The sequence below is a fragment of the Pseudobutyrivibrio sp. LB2011 genome (assembly GCF_000701765.1).
GTDB lineage: Bacteria > Bacillota > Clostridia > Lachnospirales > Lachnospiraceae > Pseudobutyrivibrio > Pseudobutyrivibrio ruminis.
This window is the reverse complement of record NZ_JNJS01000002.1, coordinates 450,331-469,081: the sequence shown is the minus strand read 5'-3', so window position 1 is coordinate 469,081 and position 18,751 is coordinate 450,331. Positions and strand designations below refer to the sequence as shown.

Below are 18,751 nucleotides of genomic sequence, written 5' to 3'. Positions count from 1 at the left end.
TCCTAGTATTCCACCTGAATAGTTTCCCCTTTCAAATCTATTTCAAATACATCACATTTATTTCCAGTAAGCTCTTCACTTCTACCATCAGGCTGACTTGTTCCAACAGCTATCTTAAACTTGCCTGGCTCTACAATAGCATTTCCCTTTTCATCGATGATTGCAAAATCTCTTGGAGCAAGCTCAAATGAAACTGTTTTTGTCTCCCCTGGTGTAAGTGAGACTCTCCTTACTTTTCTCAAAGACCACAATGGAACTCTTGTTGATGCTTCCACGTCCTTGATGTACAACTGAACCACTTCTTTTTGATTCATACTTCCTTGGTTTGTCACATCGATATTCACTGTAAAATGCTCATCCATGCTGCCTGAAAGCTTATCAATAGCTGCGTTGCCACATTTGACTTTCGAATAACCAAGTCCATATCCAAATGGATAAAGAGGAGTGCCCTTAAAATATCTATAGGTTCTATTCTCCATCGAATAGTCTTTGAAATCAGGCAAATCCTTATCTGATGCATAGAATGTGACTGGTAGCTTTCCACTTGGACTATCCTGTCCAAACAGTACCTGTGCAATAGCTTTTCCACCTCTTGCTCCAGGATACCAGCATTGCATTATGGCATTTACGTTTTCCTGTGCCCAAGACAAGTCAAGTGCTGAACCAGATAAAAGAAGAAGCACAACTGGCTTTCCTACTGCAGTTATTTTTTCCAGTAATTCCTGCTGTAACCCTGGAAGCTTAAGTCCCTTTTTGTCACCACTACCGAACTCATTTCCAGCGTCACCTTCTTCACCTTCTATTGTGGAATCCAATCCTAAGCACATAACCACTACATCTGAATGCTCTGCAACTGCCATAGCTTCTGCAAAATCATCTCTTGCTTCGCTAAGCACATGCATTCTATCCTTCCAAAGATGAGTTCCATCTGCATGGAATACTCTTACATCATCTCCAACAAATCTCTGGATACCTTCAAGTGGAGTGATATATTCAGATGAAATTCCTTCGTAATTTCCGACGAGCGCTATTCTTGAGTTTGAATTAGGACCAATGACTCCTATGGTCTTTAACTTGTCTTTATTCAGTGGCAAGACACCATCATTCTTTAATAAAACAAAGCTTTCCTTTGCTGCTTCATTAGCTAAATCCTTATGCTCTTTGCATTCCACCACTTCATATGGAATATCATCATACTTACTTTTTCTCTCTGGAAGTGTGCCCAGACGTAATCGAAGTTCAATCAATCTTTCGACTGCAGTGTTAATTTTCTCCTCTGAAACAAGTCCAGCTTTATATGCATAAATTAACTTTTCATATACACATCCGCAGTTCAAATCGCAGCCGTTATTCACAGCCAATGCTGCCGATTCCACTTCACAGCCTGTTACCTTATGGTTTTCATGGAAATCACGAATCGCCCAACAGTCAGAAACAACATGTCCTTCAAAGCCCCAGTCATCTCTCAGGATGTCCTTTAGTAAGCGTTTACTTCCACAGGCAGGCTCACCGTTTACTCGATTGTAGGCTCCCATAACGGACTCTACCTTGGCATCCTTCACCAGTCGCTTGAAAGCATACAGATATGTGTCATACAAATCCTGATCTGATACCCTGGCATCAAAATGATGTCTGTCTGCCTCCGGACCGGAATGAACTGCAAAATGCTTTGCGCAAGCAGCTGCCTTTGGATTATCCAGGTCTGGTCCCTGCAAACCTTTTACAAATGCCATTCCCAACTGTCCAGTAAGATATGGGTCCTCACCATATGTTTCATGGCCTCTGCCCCATCTTGGGTCTCTAAATATATTTACGTTTGGTGCCCAATATGTAAGTCCCTTATAAATATCTCTATCACCATGCTTGGTGAACTGATTATATTTTGCTCGACCTTCTGTAGAAGTAGCATCACCAATCTTTTCCACTAGCTCCTCATCAAAGGTTGCTCCCAGTCCAATTGCCTGAGGAAAAACTGTTGCATCTCCAGCTCTGGCCACCCCATGCAAAGCCTCATTCCACCAACAATATGCTGGTATCCCCAACCTATCTATAGCTGCTGCGTGATATAGCATCTGACTAGTCTTTTCTTCCATAGTCATTTGCGACACTAATTCTTTAGCACGCTTCATTGTTTCTTGATTCATTTTCATCTTCTCCTTTTGTTATCATTTCTAGCTGCGTATCGAACTCCTTACTGATGTAGTAAAGAGAGACAGTAGTGACAAGTATCCAAATCCCCAGCCCCCACTGGATATACCATGCACAAATAATATATGGTAAAAAAGTTACTATAAAAATCAGTACCATTCTTGGGATATTAAGTATTGCCATAACTATGGATGCCTTTACCAAATCCTTTGTAGTGGTCTGAAATCTTGCCATAAAAGGAAACATGCAATAAATAATTGACCATACCAAAAAAGTAATAACTGCCAGTACCACTCTCATAGGAATAGGCATTGATCTGGCCATTCCAAAGAAAAGGTTGTACCAATCAAAAGCTAAAATCAGTAATACCAACAACTCCGCAATCCATACTGGAGTAATCTGCTTGAAATTTAAGCAAAATGATTTAAAGAAGCTTTTTACTGCATTTGGTTCTTCACCCTTTGCTATCTTCATAGAAACATAGTATTTGGCAGTAAAAGACGCACCAATAGTGATTATTGGTATAGAACATAGAACACAAAGCAAATTTAATATAATTAAATCCGTCGCCTTTCCTAGAAATTCCATTACCTCGCTGTCCGGTCTTAGGATATTCATAACATTCTCTCCTTTTTTGCAAAAAAATAACTATTCAGCCTAATCTGATATACCCCAGATTATTCTGAATAGTTACATATTATCATTATAAAAAATATTGTGGCCCTTACTTTTTGTGCCTTTGATGTAAGATTTTTTACATATTATAAATCTCTAGATTTTTCGATACAGATTCGTTCTGCTTCGATAACTGCACTTCTGAATCCTGCTGCCTCAAGAGCTGCGACAGCCTCGATAGTAGTGCCACCTGGAGAGCAAACTGCATCCTTGAGAACTCCTGGATGCTCCCCAGTTTCAAGAACCATTTTAGCTGAACCAAGAACCGCCTGTGCTGCAAACTTGTAAGCTTGTGTGCGAGGCATTCCCTCTGCAACTGCTCCGTCAGCAAGTGCTTCGATGAACATATAAACATAGGCTGGTGAAGAACCGCTGATTCCAACTACTGCATCCTGAAGACGCTCTGGAATAATTTCTGCCTGTCCAAATGCTTCAAAAAGCTTTAATACAGTGGCTGCTTCGTCTTCTGAAACAAGCTCATTAGGACTAAGAGCGCTCATGCCTTCTCCAACAAGTGCTGGAGTATTTGGCATTACTCGGATAAGCTTGAGCTCCTTGCCAAACATTCCTGTAAGACGCTCCAATGACTGTCCAGCAGCAATACTAACAACAAGCTTATCACTGAAATCCATATCCTTGATGCCATCTACAACCTTAGCTAAAAACTGAGGCTTTACAGCAAGAAAGATGATGTCTGCAAATTCTACTGCGTCTCTGTTATTAGTGCTTGTGTGTACTCCAAACTCATCGCTGATTCTATCAAGCGCTGCCTGGAAAATATCTGTAGCCATAACATCAGTAGCTTCTACCATGCCTGAGGAAATGATTCCTCCCATCATGGCACTACCCATGTTACCTGTTCCAATAAAACCTATCTTCATAAAGAAACCTCCTATTCAGCCTTGGCCAAAATAAGCTTTTCAAGATATGCAATACGAGCACAAACTGTAAAGATTTTTGCTGCTTCCTCTAACTCCTCAATTGGTGGAAGAGATGGAGCAAATCTGATGATTGAATCGCCTGGATCCATGTGGTATGGGAATGGTGCACCAGCTGGTGTAAGCTTAACGCCTGCCTCTGCTGCCAAATCTACGATACGTGTAGCTGTTCCCTTTGGAGCCTCAAATGTGATGAAGTATCCACCCTTTGGAGAAATCCATGAACCACATCCTGGGCCTGTTAAATCCTCTTCCATTGTCTTGATAACAAGCTCAAACTTAGGACGAAGAATCTTTGCATGTCTTTCCATGTGCTTTGATACAGACTCAACATCCTGGAAATATCTAGCATGACGAAGCATGTTGATTTTGTCGAATCCAATTGTCTGAACTGTAAGTGTCTTCTTGAGCTCCTCACGGTTGTTGTGGTTGCATGCGATAGCTGCAATTCCACCACCTGCAAATGTGATTTTAGAAGTAGAAGCGAACTCAAATACGAGATTTGGATTGTCTGCTTCCTCGCACTCGTGAAGGATATTTAAAATCTTGCTCTTTTCTTTGTATAAGTGATGTACCGCATATGCGTTATCCCAGAATACTCTGAAATCCTTAGCTGCTGGCTTAAGATTTGCCATACGTCTAACAACTTCGTCTGAGTATACAATACCCTGAGGATTTGAGTACTTTGGAACGCACCAGATACCCTTGATTGTGTCATCTGCTGCAACAAGTCCCTCAACAACATCCATATCAGGACCATCCTCATTCATAGGGATGTTTATCATATCAAAACCAAAATGCTGTGTGATAGCAAAATGTCTGTCATAACCAGGAACTGGGCAAAGCCATTTAACTCTCTCAAGCTTGCACCATGGTGTGCAGCCATCAAAACCAAACATGTATCCACGAGCAACTGTATCAAACATGATGTTTAATGATGAGTTGCCGCATACAATTACCTGCTCTGGCTGGCAATCCATGATTTCTGCCATAAGATGCTGAGCTTCTACGATGCCTTCCAACTGTCCGTAATTTCTAGTCTCAACACCATTCATGCATTTCATAAGAGACTTTCCATCAAGGATGTCGAAAAGTGGCATAGAAAGATTGAGCTGCTCTACAGATGGCTTTCCACGGCTCATATCAAGCTTTAAGCCCTTTGCCTGCCAAGCAACATACTCTTTTCTAAGTAGCTCCTTCTCTGCTTCAAGTTCTTCGGGTGACATTTCACTGTACTTTTTCATTGTTGGTCCTCTTTCATTTACTTTATTTATTATTTCGTACTTTATCTAAGTACTCATTAATAACTTGTTCATAACCGAGATTTCCTGGTCTGTAAAAATCTCCCCTTTCAAGTCCCTCTGGAAGATATCTCTGGTGTGAGAAATGGTTAGGATAATCGTGAGCATATTCATAACCTATGCCATGTCCTAGCTTTCCAGCAGACTTATAGTGTGCATCCTGCAGATGTGTTGGAATTGGTCGCGTGTGGTTGTTTCTCACCTCCTGCATGGCTAAATCAATAGCTCCGTAGGCTGAATTTGATTTAGGTGCACATGCTACGTATGTAGCTGCGTGAGAAAGAATAATCTGACACTCTGGCATACCGATTCGTTCTGTTGCAAGGAATGCGCTGGTAGCAACTACCAGTGCCTGAGGATCAGCATTTCCTACATCCTCTGATGCACAAATACATATACGTCTTGCAATGAATTTGGGATCCTCTCCTGCGTAAAGCATTCGAGCCAAATAATAAACAGCCGCATCTGGATCTGAGCCTCTCATACTCTTTATAAAAGCAGAGATGGTGTCGTAATGATTATCGCCATCTTTGTCGTATTTGATAACTCTACGCTGAATGCATTCACTGGCAACATCTATGGTGATGTGGATTTTTCCATCATCGGATCTGTCTGTAGTGAGAACGCCAAGCTCAATAGCTGTAAGAGCGCTTCTGGCATCGCCATTGGCAATGTCTGCTAAAAACTCTAAAGCGTCATCATCGATAACAGCATCGTAGCTTCCAAGTCCCTTTTCTGAATCTGTTAAAGCTCTATTGATGAGTGTTTTAATATCCTCTATATCAAGTGGCTTTAGCTCGAAGATGATTGAACGGGAAAGCAACGCTCCGTTGACCTCGAAGTATGGATTCTCAGTGGTGGCCCCTATAAGAATGATGGTACCATCCTCAACGAATGGAAGCAGATAATCCTGCTGGCCCTTGTTGAATCTGTGAATCTCATCGATAAATAGAATTGTTTTTTTGCCGTATGCACCAAGTGTCTGTTTAGCTCCCTCAACAACTGCCTCCATGTCCTTTTTGCCGGATGTGGTGGCATTGATGGAAGTAAACTCTGCAGATGTGGTGTGGGCGATTACCTGTGCAAGTGTGGTCTTGCCTGTACCAGGTGGTCCATAAAATATAATAGAAGAAAGCTTGTCCGCCTTAATGGCTCTGTAAAGGAGCTTGTCCTTGCCAATGATGTGCTGCTGACCAACCACTTCATCAAGTGTGGTAGGACGAAGCCTAGCGGCAAGAGGCGATTCCTTTTTCTTTGCTTCCTGTCTCATGTAATCAAATAGATCCATGTAAAACCTTCCTTATCTTGATACTATCATACGCATCCATAATAGCACATTTGTTCTGTATAGGATAGAGTTTTCACATTCAAATCTATACAAAAAAAGTATCAAGAGGTCACTTTACTAAACTAAAGTAATCGCTCTTGATACTATACTATAATTTTTTCAGTATTACAATAAAAAATTTCCGTAGGGCGGACATTTGTCCGTCGCTGGCAATAATCAATTTAGTTTAGATCGTATTTTGTAATGTTGATAACTGCATCCTCATTTGTGTTGAAATAGATGCCATCGCAAGATACATCAGTTGGAAGCGATGCTGTCATAACGTACATTCCATCCTCGAAGAATACTTCCATGCTGTATCTGTCCATTACAATTCTAAGCTTGATTGTCTCGCTCTTCCATGGAATATGAGCTCTACGCTGATGCACTATTGCACGTCTTGAACCAGAAAACTTTCTGTCAATCTTTGCAATGTTTTCCTTTGGACGAAGAACGATATCTGTATGATACTTATCATCTGCTGCAATTGAGATAACGAATCTGTCATACATAGCCTGAATATCCTTAGGCTTAACTTCTAATTCTAGATCTAAACATCTGCCATTAATACCTTCTAATGAAACACCACCTGCAACGCTTTCGCTATCACTGTCTTTGATGTTCTTTGTAGCAGTAATATCGTAATTACGATACTCTACTTTATTAGAACGCATATCTTCTACTTCTTTAATTGGCCACTGGCATAATCTACCATCTCTGATAGAAAGCTCTCTTGGAAGTGACATCTGACCGAACCATGGCTCTGATCCATCATGGGCCCCCGTTGTATCCCAGTTCTGCATCCAGCCAATCATGACTCTTCTGCCATCTTCTGTGAGAATTGTCTGCATAGCGTAGAAATCAATTCCGTAATCAACTGCCTGAACATTTTCTTCTGTAAATGTATCTGTTGCAGAATCGAAATCACCAATTATGCAGAGGTTACCATTGCCGTTGTGGAATTCAAATCCTTCAGGAAGCATATCCTGTGGACTTGTTAAAAGAACACCTTTGCCTTCTAATTCAAAGAAATCTGGACATTCCCACATGAGACCATATCTGCGCTCATTCTTTGCAAATATTTTCTCGAACTCCCAATGAATGCAATCTGCACTCTTAAATAGAAGTAAATGTCCACTTCCATCTGGTGCTCTGTTGGCAACTAAACATCTGTAGCTGCCATCTTCTTTTTTCCAAATCTTTGGATCTCTAAAATCTGTTTTGCTTGACCCATCAGGGATAAGGTCTGAATTAATAACAGGATTATTTTCGTATTTCTCGTAATCTAATCCATCACCGACTGCTATACACTGTGTCTGGAACTCTTTCATCTGACCATTTTCAGCTGTTCTTTTCATAACGCCAGTGTAGATAAGAAGATGTCTGCCATCCTCTAGAGTAATGGCACTTCCTGAGAAGACGCCATCCTTGTCGTAGAACTCATCTGGAGCCAAAGCAACTGGAAGAAACTCCCAATGAAGCAAATCAGTACTTGTGGCATGGCCCCAATGCATTGGGCCCCAGTGTGCATCATATGGATGATACTGGTAGAATAAATGATACTTCCCTTCATAATAACTTAATCCATTAGGGTCATTCATCCAACCAACCCTAGGCGATAAATGAAACTTTGGTCTATTCTCCTCAGGTATTAATTTCTCATAGACCTCCTCGTATTTTCTCGCCGCTCTAAGTGTTTGACTGCTCATTGGTATTTCTAATTCCTTCCATGTTTTATTTCTTAATTAGCATAGAAATCATCAAAGTACTTCTGATAGATTTCCAAATATTGATCTAAGCCATAGCTATCAACCTGATCAAGGTATGACTGCCAAGTAGCATCTGTAATACCATCTCTGATAAACTCAGCCTTGCTTGAATTTAAGTATGATACTAAATCTGTCTGGATTGTTGAAAGCTGTTCTGTATCATCAGCTGACATAAATACCTTTGGATATACATACTTGCAGTTCATATCATCTGTGTAGTAGTCCTTAATCCAATCAAGACGATACTGAGCATCATCTGGGCATGTTACATAAACATCATAGTATTCATCTAATATTGCAAGTGGTCCACCTACGCACTCAGCCTCACGAACCTCAACAGGTGAAGCATCACCTAAAGCTGCATGCTTAAGCATTGGCTCGCCGTCTGCATTCTCGCTAAGCTCGAAGATATCGAAATCATCATCCTCGCCGTATGTACCCCAGTTGTTCTGTGGAGACTGGAATGGATCATACATCTGATCTAACCAAGCACATACTAATGCAGGGTTTGAACATACACTTGTTACTACGCAACGTCCTCTATCAAAACCAGAAGTGAATGAACCATTCTGTGGAGTAACGCTTACTGTATCTGCCTTAAGAGCTGCAAGTGGTACATAGTCCTGAATGTTGTCGATGTTTGCAACATCCCATGAGAAGCATACACCATATCTGTGTGATTTACCCTTTGCAACGTATGTTGACCAATCCTGTGTGAAGCACTCTGGATCGATTAAGCCTTCGCTGTAAAGCTTATGTAACCATTCTACACCATCTCTAAAACCATCTGTAGTTGCAGTACATACAACTTTTCCGTCATCATTTACTGCAATATGCTGACCCATATCTACATCACCGATACCATCGCCGAAACCATTAATCAAAAGGTTTGGATCCTGATCATTTACGATGCAAGACATAGGAATGATGTCACCATCAATGTTGAACTCTTTCTGAAGCTCACTTGAGTGCTCCTGGAAAGCTAAAAGAACCTGCTCAAACTCATCTACTGTTGTAGGTGTTTCAAGTCCAAGAAAATCTAACCACTTCTGGTTGATGAATGTCATGTTGTTACCAACAGTCTGGATAGCAGTCTTTTCTGAACCAAGCTGCTCAATCCAAGGCAATGCCCAAATGTGTCCGTTTTCATCTTCGCACATTGTTCGATATTCTGGATACTTCTCGAATACAGCGCTTAAGTTTGGCATGTACTCATCAATGTAATCCTCCACAGGAATGATAACGCCCTGATCAGCGTATCTTAAAAGGTCACTATCACTGAAGCCTGCGTTAAACACGAAATCTGTAAGTGTATTTACATTTGCCATGTTTAATGAAATCTTGTCACCCCACTGATCTGAAGAAATGGCTGTCCATTCAACATGTACATTTGTGTCATCCTCAAGTCTCTTGAAGATTGTACGATTGTTTGGCTCCTCCTCTGTTCCTACTGGATAGCTAGTCATACCTGTGATTGTTACCTTCTCATCCAAAGGAAATGATAGATTTGATACATCTACCTTGTCTGCATTGCTTGCGCTGTTACCCTTTGATCCACAGCCTGTGAATGCTGATGCTGCCATCGTCATTGCAAGAGCGGCTGCTGCGAATCTCTTTACATTTTTCTTCATTTTATCTCCTCCATTTAATATATATAATAGCTGCACGCTACTATTTACCCCTTAACTGAACCAACCATAATTCCAGCATCGAAATACTTCTGGAAGAATGGATACATAACTAAAAGTGGCAAGCTTGAAATAATGATTGTTGAGTATTTTAATAACTCTGCAAGTCTTGCTCTTTCTGCTGTTGACTGCATATCTGCAATCATTCCTGCATCTGGCTGATTCTGAATCAGAATAGCTCTAAGTACCAACTGTAATGGCTGCTTTGAAGCTGTGTTTAAATAAATCATTGCATCGAAGTAGCTGTTCCACATTCCGACGAACTGCCATAAGCAAAGCACCGCAATAACTGGTGTACATACTGGAAGTAGAATCTTGAAGAATAATGTGAGCTCATTTGCTCCATCAACTTCTGCTGCTTCTCTAAGCTCTCCTGGGATTCCTTTATAATATGTACGTGCAATAATCATGTTCCAAACTGAGAAAGCACCTGGAAGAATTACTGCCCACATACTATCAAGAAGACCAAGGTTGCTGATTAACAAATATGTAGGAATCAATCCACCGCCGAAGAACATTGTTATCATAAAGATAACGTTAAATACCTTTTTACCTTTGAAGTCATCCAATGACATTGGGTAGGCACATAGCATTGTAATGGCGACTGATAGGAAGGTAAACAACAACGAATAAATTACGGCATTTCTAAAGCCTACCCAAATCTGTGAATTGGAAATAACTCTTTCATATGCTGTTATTGTCCATTTATCTAAGTCAAATGTGATTCCTTGGTTTTGCAATGTAATTGGATCCATAAATGAAGCAATTACTATGTATACCATTGGCACGATTATGGCCAATACAAATAATCCTAAAAGTACATATCCAACTAATAAGAATGTTTTATCACCAGCTGAATACTTGGCAAATGTACTTTTCTTCTTTTTCTTATTCTCCATCGTATCCTCCCAATTACAGGCCCTGGCCGTCGTTCATTTTCTCAACAACTTTGTTTACTGATAAAAGTAGGATTAAGTTGATGACTGTATTGAACAAACCAACCGCTGTTGAATAACTGTAGTTTCCATCCAACAAACCTTTTTTGTATACGTAAGTAGCAATGATTTCTGAAGCACCTAAGTTCAAGTCTGTCTGTAAAGCATATGCCTTTTCAAAACCAATGCTCATTATGTTACCAGCCTGTAAAATGAACTGGATGATTACCATATCTTTAATGGCAGGCCATTCAACTGCCTTAATCTGCTGGAAGATGTTTGCTCCGTCAATCTGAGCTGCTTCCTTTAATTCCTGACTAGCATTTGCAAGTGATGCTGTGTACATGATTGATGCCCAACCAGCACCCTGCCAAATACCACTTATAATGTAGATAGGTCTGAACGCTTCTGGAAGTGTAAGGAAGTTGATTGTTGTATGGAACAACATATTAACTGGTCCTGTTACCGAAAGAAGAATTCTTACCATACCGCAAAGTACAATTACTGATATGAAGTTTGGCATGTATAAAACAAGCTGAATCTTTTGTTTGATCTTGCTGCTCTCTATTCTATTAAGAAGAAGCGCAAGAATGATTGGAACGGGGAAGCCCCATAACAATCCAAATACACTAAGCTTTAATGTATTAACCAGATATGACATGAAATCTGGGGATGATAGGAACTGGCTGAAATATTCAAACCCAACCCATTCACTTCCGAAGAAGCCTTTGAAAGGACTGTACTTTTCAAATGCAATCAAAATACCACCCATTGGCAAATACTTAAAAATGATTGTAAGTAAAAGCGCTGGTCCCAAGAAGAAAACATATAGTCTCCAATGATGTGTCACATACGTAATCGTATTGTGAAATTTGCCTTCCTTTTCCATTTATCCTCCTCATATACACCCAAAACATTTGTGTGCGTTTGCACAATTTGTGTATGAATTTACTATACCATTTTTTACATTTGTGTCAATGCGTTTTTGTTTATTTGTAACATTATTACAATACTCTACTTTTCTTTTTGTAAAAATGAACCATCTCAATTTTTACATTTGACAAATATATTTTTACATTTTATAATTCTATCAACGGATTTAGACAATAAATCCTACAGCGGATTTTTACATAAAATAAATAGGAGAATATAATGGCAAACAAAGTTACGATTCAAGATATTGCCGATGCACTTGGTGTCTCTAGAAACACCGTATCAAAGGCAATCAATAACACTGGCATACTTGCAGATGCCACACGTGAAAAGGTATTAGCGAAGGCTGTTGAAATGGGGTACAAGCAGTTTTCATACGCAAATTCAGTTTCCGATATCTTCGGAGGAAGCATAGTAAAGAAACCAGAGCACACTGGTGAAATAGCTCTTTTTACAGGAAGCTTTTTGGATAACTCCCATTTTGCTTCTACTATGCTTGATAAATTCCAGCACGAAATTACAGATTTAGGATATAGCATGTTGATGCATCGTGTTACTCCTGCCAATATTGCTGATATGGTTTTACCAGCCAGCTTTAACAGAGAGCGCACAAAGGGCATCATATGTGTAGAAATGTTCAATCAGAAGTACTGTGAAATGCTTTGTAGCCTTGGCATCCCAATGCTATTTGTGGATGCACCAGTTGAAAGCTACAGCAATCAGCTTGAAGCAGATGTGCTTATGATGGACAATTCAGCGGGCTTCTTTAACTTGATTTCTAATATGAAAGAACGCGGTGTTAAAAAGATTGGTTTCGTTGGCCAGGCTAATCACTGCCGCTCTTTCTTTGAACGATATATGGCTTTCAGAAATGCAATGTATTTAAATGGACTTCCAATAGATGAAAAGTTCTGTCTTACAGATATTCATCCACATGGCCCAGAATATTTTGCCAATCTGTTTAAAGTCATTTCAGCACTTGATGAGCTTCCAGAATTGCTTATCTGTGCCAACGATTTCATTGCAATAGACATAATCAACTGCCTCAAGGTTATGGGTCTTTCATATCCAAAGGATGTTATGGTTGCAGGCTTCGATGATTCAGCAGAATCAAAGGTTATGACACCAGCCTTAACCACCTGTCACATTCACTCACAGATTATGGGCTTTACTGCTGCCAATCTTTTGGTATCTCGTATCGAACAGCCTGATTTAAACTATCGCACTGTTTATACCGAGACAAACCTTATTTATAGAGAATCTACTAGGGATTAATTAGTAGGAGATTTTATGAGAAATTTACTTAATTACGACGGTCCGGTTCTGACCTTTCTTACCAAGATTGTCTACAGCGTCTGGCTAAATATACTTTGGTTTATTTGCTGTATACCAATTGTTACAATCGGAGCATCTACAACAGCTTTGTACTACTGCTGTCAAAAGATAGTAAAAGATGAAGAAGGCTATATTACCAAGGCATTCTTTAAAGCTTTTAAGGATGATTTTAAGAAAAGCACTATTATCGGATTGATTATGACCTTATTAGGATGTGTCATCGTCACAGACGGATACATTCTTTATCATCTTTGTTTTACTTCAAAGCTTTGGACTTTAATCAGCGCAGTACTTATCATCGCCTCTATCGCATATGCGATAGTATTGCTTTGGATTTATCCTTTACATGCACACTTCGAAAATACGATAGCTAATCTTTTCAAGAACTCAATTATGCTTGGCATGCGTTTTGTTTTTTGCACCGTCATAATGTTTGGCGTATTTCTTATTATGGGATACATCGTATATTATGTTTGTACACCATGTATCATCCTGGGTGTGGGTACATGTGCACTTATTAATTCCATGCTAATGAAAAATATATTGATTCAATGCGAGCTACAAAGCACTGAGAACTATGAAGAACAAAACTAATAAATTTTCACAATTAAACAAAAAACAAAAGCTGCAGTACATCTGGGATTACTACAAAATCCACATAATAGTCACTGCAGCTATTATTTGTATTCTTTTTTCTATCATAAGAACTGTTCATAAAAATCATGATATAGATTTATATGTGGCATATGTAAACATCGCCGCAGATGATAGTTTGCTTGAATCTATCGATGATGCGACAGGTCTTAACATTTCCAATTACACAAATCTACTTATCACTGAAGATCCAGCCAGCGACAATCTGGAGTATGCCTATGCATCTTCTATGAAGCTCATGTCTGCAATTAGTGCTGGCAAGCTTGATATCATTGTTGCTGATAGCTACGGCATCGAAATGGCTAATAACGCTGGATATCTTACAAATCCAAAGGATTATTTAGAGTCAAAAAATCCTGCTCTCGCAAACAAATTAGAGAACTATTACGTAGAGGATGAAAGCTGTGTTCCATATGCCATCGATTTATCTTACTCTAATATATTTGTTCAAGCAGGTTTTTCTGAACATCTTTATGTTGGCATCGTCGCCTCTGAGGAGGTTTCCCCAGAGGTTTCCGATTACCTGTTATCAATCAACTGATTTGATATTTACCACTAATCTGCCTCCATCCCAGGCATCGTTGCCTTCTGGATCTATGGCAAATAGTATTACATCGCCTTTCTTTACATCTATTGTTTTATCAAATGTAGCTTCTCTTTCTGAATCAAAGTTTCCAGCTGTTTGATTTTCAAAGTATATCTCCTGTCCGTTGACTCTGATTCTCATGCAGGTTCCTGTAGCATTTTCATCTTCACTATTTGCAAACTTCACATAGCTTCCTGAAATATTGATTGTTCCATCTTCTGCTACTACCCATTTGTACGCTGCATTTCTACCATTTCCTGGTTCAACAAAATCTGACTTAAGCTCTGGCTTGCCATCATTGTAGTATCTGTTTGCCCCTGAATCATAACCTAACTCGCTAAAGTTTGCTCCGTCCCAGTCGCACATTCCATAATACCATCCATCAGAGCCCTGCTCACCAAATGCAGATGCAAGATTAGTATTATTTGTTCTGCCATCTGTTTCAGGTTCATCTGATGGCTCTGGGTCTGTGTTTTCACCTGGATTTTCTGGCTCATCAGGATTATCTGGAGTGTCCGGAGTCTCTGGTTCATCGTCATTTCCTGTTCCATCAGAAATCTTGATTTCAAGACGTCCACCGTCATAACTATCGTTGCCCTCAGGGTTTACCGCAAATACGATTTCATCTCCTTCATGAACAACATATTCTTCATTGATATCTCTAGTGACTTCGCTTGAGAAGTTTCCTTGAACGCCAATAAACTTCTTTTCCTCACCATTGATAAAGATTCTGATAACTACGCCATCTGCTGCAGGATCATCGCTGCTAACAAACTTAGTATATTTTCCTGTTATCTTAATCTTTCCTGTTTCACCTGCAACCCATTTGTATGCAGCGTTCTTACCATTACCTGGTTCAACAAAATCTGCCTTAAGCTCTGGCTTACCATTGTTGTAGTATCTGTTGTTTTCTGTGTCCATTTCAAGCAATTCAAAGTTCTTGCCATCCCAGTCACACATTCCATAATACCAACCATCTGAACCCTGCTCACCGAATGCTTTCTTAAGGTCTGTATTATTTGTTCTACTTGATGCTGCTTCCTTTGCTTCGTATATACTAACTGAAAGCTTGCCGGCATCATATGCATTATTTCCTTTTGCTGAGATTACAAAGGATACCTTGTCTCCTCGGTGAATATCCTGCTTGGTGAACATGAAATCGATTTTGTTATCATTTCCATCTCCTGCAAATACTGCAACATCCTGCTCAGTTAAAAGCTTATCATTTATGTAAATCTGAATCTTTGTACCATCTGGATAGCTTGGATTTGAATCATTCTGACCAAACTTTACATAATCTCCTAAAATATCAATTTTGCCGTCTGAATAAGCTACCCACTGATAAATAGCTGCTCCATCTTTTCCTGGATGAACGTAATCTTTCTTGATTTCCAGACCTTCATTCTTTCCTGAAAGATATGCTGTACTATCATCATTCATATAGTGAAGAACCTTTGCATCCTTCAGTGATGTGCCATCTAAGAACCACCATCCATCTGTACCCTGCTCTATTGAATCTATAGCACCGAGCACTGTATTGTTTGTTCTCTTTTTGTCGCCTACTCCAACCTTTGTTGCATTAGCATCTTCAATGTCGATTTCAAGGCGTCCGCCGTCCCAGGCATTGTTCTTATTGCAGCCAATATCAAAAGTAATAACATCTCCAGCTTTAACACTAAGCTTTGAAATATTTATATCTGTCTTGTAACTTCTGTCCTCACCTCGTGGGCAGGCGCAGGTTTCATCAAAAATATCCTTACCATTCTTGTAAACCGTTACTACTGTTCCATCTGGCCATGATGCATTAGGATCTTCATGTCCAAACTTAACATAGGCTCCAGTTATATCAATTTCACCATCCACAGCAACAACCCACTTATACATTGCATGAGCATTGAGACGAGGCTGAACGAAATCCTTCTTAACCTCTAAGCCCTTAAGCTTTCTAGAAGTGTAGCCTGTACCGTCCTCTGTCTTCTGGCGAAGGACCTCTGCCTTATCTACACTCTTGCCTTCCCAGTAGTACCAACCATTGTTGCCCTGCTCACCGAAATCTAAAGCAAGGTTAGCGTAGTTGCTACCACTATTGTTTACCATATCAACAGTTTTTAAATCTGCATCTTCAATTACAAATGTGAAATTACCACCGTCATAGGCTGTATTTTCCTTGCCATCTACCATAAGTGTCAGGCAATCTCCTGCTTTTACATTTACACCTTCTACTGACAAATCCTTTGTTACTTCTTTGTCTGTAAGAGGTTCGAAATCCTGCTGTTTTAGGATTTCGTTATTCTTCTTGAGATATACTGTTACACCATCTGGCCAATCAGGATTTGCATCCTCATTTTTCAGCTTTGTATAGGTCAATGAAATATCTACTGGACCTGTCTGTGCTGCAACCCATTTTACATTTGCCGATCTGCCTTTATTGGCTGGCATAATGTAGTCTCTTTTTATTTCAATTCCATCATTAGTTGTGTACTTATCATTCTCCTTGTAGGTTTCAACATTCACTGCATAATCTGGATCAAGGTAATATCCTGACTGGAATACCCATCCATTGGTTCCCTGCTTTCCGAAGTCTTCCTGCATAGAAGCATTGTTTGTTCTAGAGCCTCCTGTATAAGTAACATCCTTATGGGTCTTTCCTGTAAGAGGTGATAATCCCTTGATTGAAAACTCATATTTTCCACCATCATAAGCATTGTTGTCCTTACCATTTACTACCATTGTGATGAAGTCGTCTTTTTTAACAGACACTTTTTCAACATTCAGAGATTTCGTTACCTCTTTTTTAGTATCTGCTTCAAACTCTTCCTGAACTAAAACTTCATCATTGTGATAGATGGTTACTCTAGTACCATCAGGCCAGCTTGGATTCTTATCTTCGTTTTTGAACTTGGTATAAGCTGCATCGATTTTGATATCACCAGTCTGAGCAACCTTCCACTTAATTACTGCAGATTTGCCCTTTCCTGTGTTTACAAAATCACGCTTGATTTCCAAATAGCTGCTATCAAAATATCTATCTTCTTCAGTTTCGAAGTTTTGCATGTTATATGAACCAGTTGGCTCATCACCAAATCCATCCTGATAGAACCATCCGTTTTTGCCCTGCTCGCCGAAATCATATTTTACATCTGCAAAGTTCTGTCTTGTCTCCGATTCATCTATCTGAACATCTGCTTCTGTAGTTGCTCCTGTTCTATCAATGATATTTATATCGAAGCATCCGCCGTCATATGATGAGTTGATTCCTGCATCAACTACAAAATATAGTTTATCTTCTGTAGTTACTTCTAAGTCCTTCTCTCTAAAGGAAATGCTGTTTTCTCCCTTAGCTGGAGCAGCCACCTTCTTGTTGAATAGTTTTTCACCATTCTTGTATACAGATACGACTACACCATCTGGCCATGTTGGATCACCATCGTTTTGCTCAAACTTGGTGTACTTTCCTCTGACCTCAATCTTTCCATCCACTGCTGGCTGCCAGCAAAGCATAGCCTCATCATTTATAGCCGGATGGATGAAATACTGGCTAATTGTAAGATTTGGAGATGTAACATTCATGTATGCTCCATCTTTTTCTGTGGAAACAAGCTTGGCATCCTTTACATTTTTGCCGTAAAGATAGGTCCAACCATTATTTCCCTGCTTTCCAAAATCCTCCTGAGAGTTTGCATTATTATTCTCTCTTGTGGTATCTACCGAAGCAGTTGGCCCTTTAGCGTTTACATCGTTGATTGCAACATAAAGCGAACCACCATCAAATGCATTGTTCATGTTAGGGTCAACGATAAAGTATAGGCTCTCCAATTCCTCCACAGATAAATCCTTGATTGTTTCCTCTACAACCTCTTCCTTATCTGTGCTTACATCTACTTCGTATCTGCCAATTGCTTCATCGCCCTTGTACACATAAAGTGTGACACCATCTGGATAAGAAGGATTCTTGTCCTTATTGGCATTCTTTACGTAAGTCAGCTGTACATTTACTTTACCTGTATCTGCAGCTCGCCACTCAAGAATTGGCGCCGTTCCTTCGGCAGTGTGTATAAAGTTTGATTTTATTTCCATGCCCGTTTTACCAAGCTGGAAATATTTCTCCCCGTCATAAGACTCAAGTCTTCTAGACTTTACTGGGTCCAGGGCTGAACCATATCTATAAAACCAACCGTTATTTCCCTGTTCTCCAAAATCTGCCACATTAAAGGCATTGTTTGTTCTGCTTGGATCATCCACAAATTCAGGCTCTACGTATTCGTCTGAAAAAAATGAATCCGGCCATCCGCCTCCTAAGGCTATTATCTCATCCTTAATTTCCATAGGATGATTCGTCATTACCACTGCAGCAACCGCAATAGCTGCCGTGGTTCCAGATGCAATCAGCGCCGTTTTTACCTTGTGAGCCAAGATAGCCTGAAGCACCTTGCTAAACCCCTTTTTTAACATTATTCTCCTC

At 39.8% G+C, this 18,751-nt stretch carries 13 protein-coding genes; 3 read left to right on the top strand and 10 right to left on the bottom strand.

Annotation, left to right across the window (positions count from 1 at the left end):
• Positions 1–2: 2 nt before the first annotated feature.
• The 9 genes from T375_RS05655 to T375_RS05615 all read right to left on the bottom strand — a co-directional run bounded on the left by T375_RS05655 (position 3) and on the right by T375_RS05615 (position 11,670).
• Entirely contained in the window at positions 3–2,144 is a 2,142-nt protein-coding gene (locus T375_RS05655) for a glycoside hydrolase family 3 C-terminal domain-containing protein (protein WP_044936017.1), read from the bottom strand.
• Positions 2,116–2,766: a YesL family protein gene (locus tag T375_RS05650; RefSeq protein ID WP_049960309.1), complete on the bottom strand. Its 651-nt coding sequence runs from the start codon at positions 2,764–2,766 to the stop codon at positions 2,116–2,118. The genes T375_RS05655 and T375_RS05650 overlap by 29 nt, the downstream gene beginning before the upstream one ends.
• Positions 2,767–2,909: 143 nt before the next feature.
• Positions 2,910–3,704, bottom strand: a complete 795-nt coding sequence (gene proC / locus T375_RS05645) for a pyrroline-5-carboxylate reductase (RefSeq protein WP_044936015.1) — start codon at positions 3,702–3,704, stop codon at positions 2,910–2,912.
• 11 nt (positions 3,705–3,715) lie between these two features.
• The gene (locus T375_RS05640) at positions 3,716–5,005 is read right to left on the bottom strand and encodes an aspartate aminotransferase type Ic (protein WP_044936013.1); all 1,290 of its coding nucleotides are present in this window, start codon (positions 5,003–5,005) and stop codon (positions 3,716–3,718) included.
• Positions 5,006–5,027: 22 nt separating this feature from the next.
• Positions 5,028–6,350: a replication-associated recombination protein A gene (locus T375_RS05635; protein WP_044936011.1), complete on the bottom strand. Its 1,323-nt coding sequence runs from the start codon at positions 6,348–6,350 to the stop codon at positions 5,028–5,030.
• Between the two features lie 221 nt (positions 6,351–6,571).
• Positions 6,572–8,098: a glycoside hydrolase family 32 protein gene (locus T375_RS05630; RefSeq protein ID WP_044936009.1), complete on the bottom strand. Its 1,527-nt coding sequence runs from the start codon at positions 8,096–8,098 to the stop codon at positions 6,572–6,574.
• A 32-nt stretch (positions 8,099–8,130) separates the two neighbouring features.
• Positions 8,131–9,789 (bottom strand): ABC transporter substrate-binding protein, encoded by a 1,659-nt coding sequence (locus T375_RS05625; protein ID WP_044936008.1) that lies wholly within the window; start codon positions 9,787–9,789, stop codon positions 8,131–8,133.
• A 44-nt stretch (positions 9,790–9,833) separates the two neighbouring features.
• Positions 9,834–10,745: a carbohydrate ABC transporter permease gene (locus tag T375_RS05620; protein ID WP_044936006.1), complete on the bottom strand. Its 912-nt coding sequence runs from the start codon at positions 10,743–10,745 to the stop codon at positions 9,834–9,836.
• A 13-nt stretch (positions 10,746–10,758) separates the two neighbouring features.
• Positions 10,759–11,670, bottom strand: a complete 912-nt coding sequence (locus T375_RS05615) for an ABC transporter permease (protein ID WP_044936003.1) — start codon at positions 11,668–11,670, stop codon at positions 10,759–10,761.
• Positions 11,671–11,933: 263 nt separating this feature from the next.
• On the opposite strand from T375_RS05615, the gene T375_RS05610 reads away from it, so the two are divergent.
• From T375_RS05610 to T375_RS05600, 3 genes are read left to right on the top strand one after another with little or no spacing between them, the layout of a single operon-like run.
• Entirely contained in the window at positions 11,934–12,989 is a 1,056-nt protein-coding gene (locus T375_RS05610) for a LacI family DNA-binding transcriptional regulator (RefSeq protein WP_044936000.1), read from the top strand.
• Positions 12,990–13,004: 15 nt separating this feature from the next.
• On the top strand, positions 13,005–13,643 hold the full coding sequence (locus tag T375_RS05605; RefSeq protein WP_044935997.1) for a YesL family protein: 639 nt from the start codon (positions 13,005–13,007) through the stop codon (positions 13,641–13,643).
• The gene (locus T375_RS05600) at positions 13,627–14,244 is read left to right on the top strand and encodes a hypothetical protein (RefSeq protein ID WP_044935995.1); all 618 of its coding nucleotides are present in this window, start codon (positions 13,627–13,629) and stop codon (positions 14,242–14,244) included. The genes T375_RS05605 and T375_RS05600 overlap by 17 nt, the downstream gene beginning before the upstream one ends.
• On the opposite strand, the gene T375_RS05595 is transcribed toward T375_RS05600, so the two are convergent.
• A complete protein-coding gene (locus T375_RS05595; RefSeq protein ID WP_044935993.1) occupies positions 14,233–18,741 on the bottom strand; it encodes a hypothetical protein in 4,509 nt (1,502 codons plus the stop codon). The genes T375_RS05600 and T375_RS05595 overlap by 12 nt on opposite strands.
• Positions 18,742–18,751 lie beyond the last annotated feature (10 nt).

Bases quoted from the DNA above. Each gene is read 5' to 3' on its own strand.
- T375_RS05615 (WP_044936003.1), bottom strand. From the start codon at position 11,670: ATGGAAAAGGAAGGCAAATTTCACAATACGATTACGTATGTGACACAT.
- proC (WP_044936015.1), bottom strand. From the start codon at position 3,704: ATGAAGATAGGTTTTATTGGAACAGGTAACATGGGTAGTGCCATGATG.
- T375_RS05625 (WP_044936008.1), bottom strand. From the start codon at position 9,789: ATGAAGAAAAATGTAAAGAGATTCGCAGCAGCCGCTCTTGCAATGACG.
- T375_RS05655 (WP_044936017.1), bottom strand. From the start codon at position 2,144: ATGAATCAAGAAACAATGAAGCGTGCTAAAGAATTAGTGTCGCAAATG.
- T375_RS05620 (WP_044936006.1), bottom strand. From the start codon at position 10,745: ATGGAGAATAAGAAAAAGAAGAAAAGTACATTTGCCAAGTATTCAGCT.
- T375_RS05640 (WP_044936013.1), bottom strand. From the start codon at position 5,005: ATGAAAAAGTACAGTGAAATGTCACCCGAAGAACTTGAAGCAGAGAAG.
- T375_RS05635 (WP_044936011.1), bottom strand. From the start codon at position 6,350: ATGGATCTATTTGATTACATGAGACAGGAAGCAAAGAAAAAGGAATCG.
- T375_RS05650 (WP_049960309.1), bottom strand. From the start codon at position 2,766: ATGAATATCCTAAGACCGGACAGCGAGGTAATGGAATTTCTAGGAAAG.
- T375_RS05605 (WP_044935997.1), top strand. From the start codon at position 13,005: ATGAGAAATTTACTTAATTACGACGGTCCGGTTCTGACCTTTCTTACC.
- T375_RS05610 (WP_044936000.1), top strand. From the start codon at position 11,934: ATGGCAAACAAAGTTACGATTCAAGATATTGCCGATGCACTTGGTGTC.
- T375_RS05600 (WP_044935995.1), top strand. From the start codon at position 13,627: ATGAAGAACAAAACTAATAAATTTTCACAATTAAACAAAAAACAAAAG.
- T375_RS05595 (WP_044935993.1), bottom strand. From the start codon at position 18,741: ATGTTAAAAAAGGGGTTTAGCAAGGTGCTTCAGGCTATCTTGGCTCAC.
- T375_RS05630 (WP_044936009.1), bottom strand. From the start codon at position 8,098: ATGAGCAGTCAAACACTTAGAGCGGCGAGAAAATACGAGGAGGTCTAT.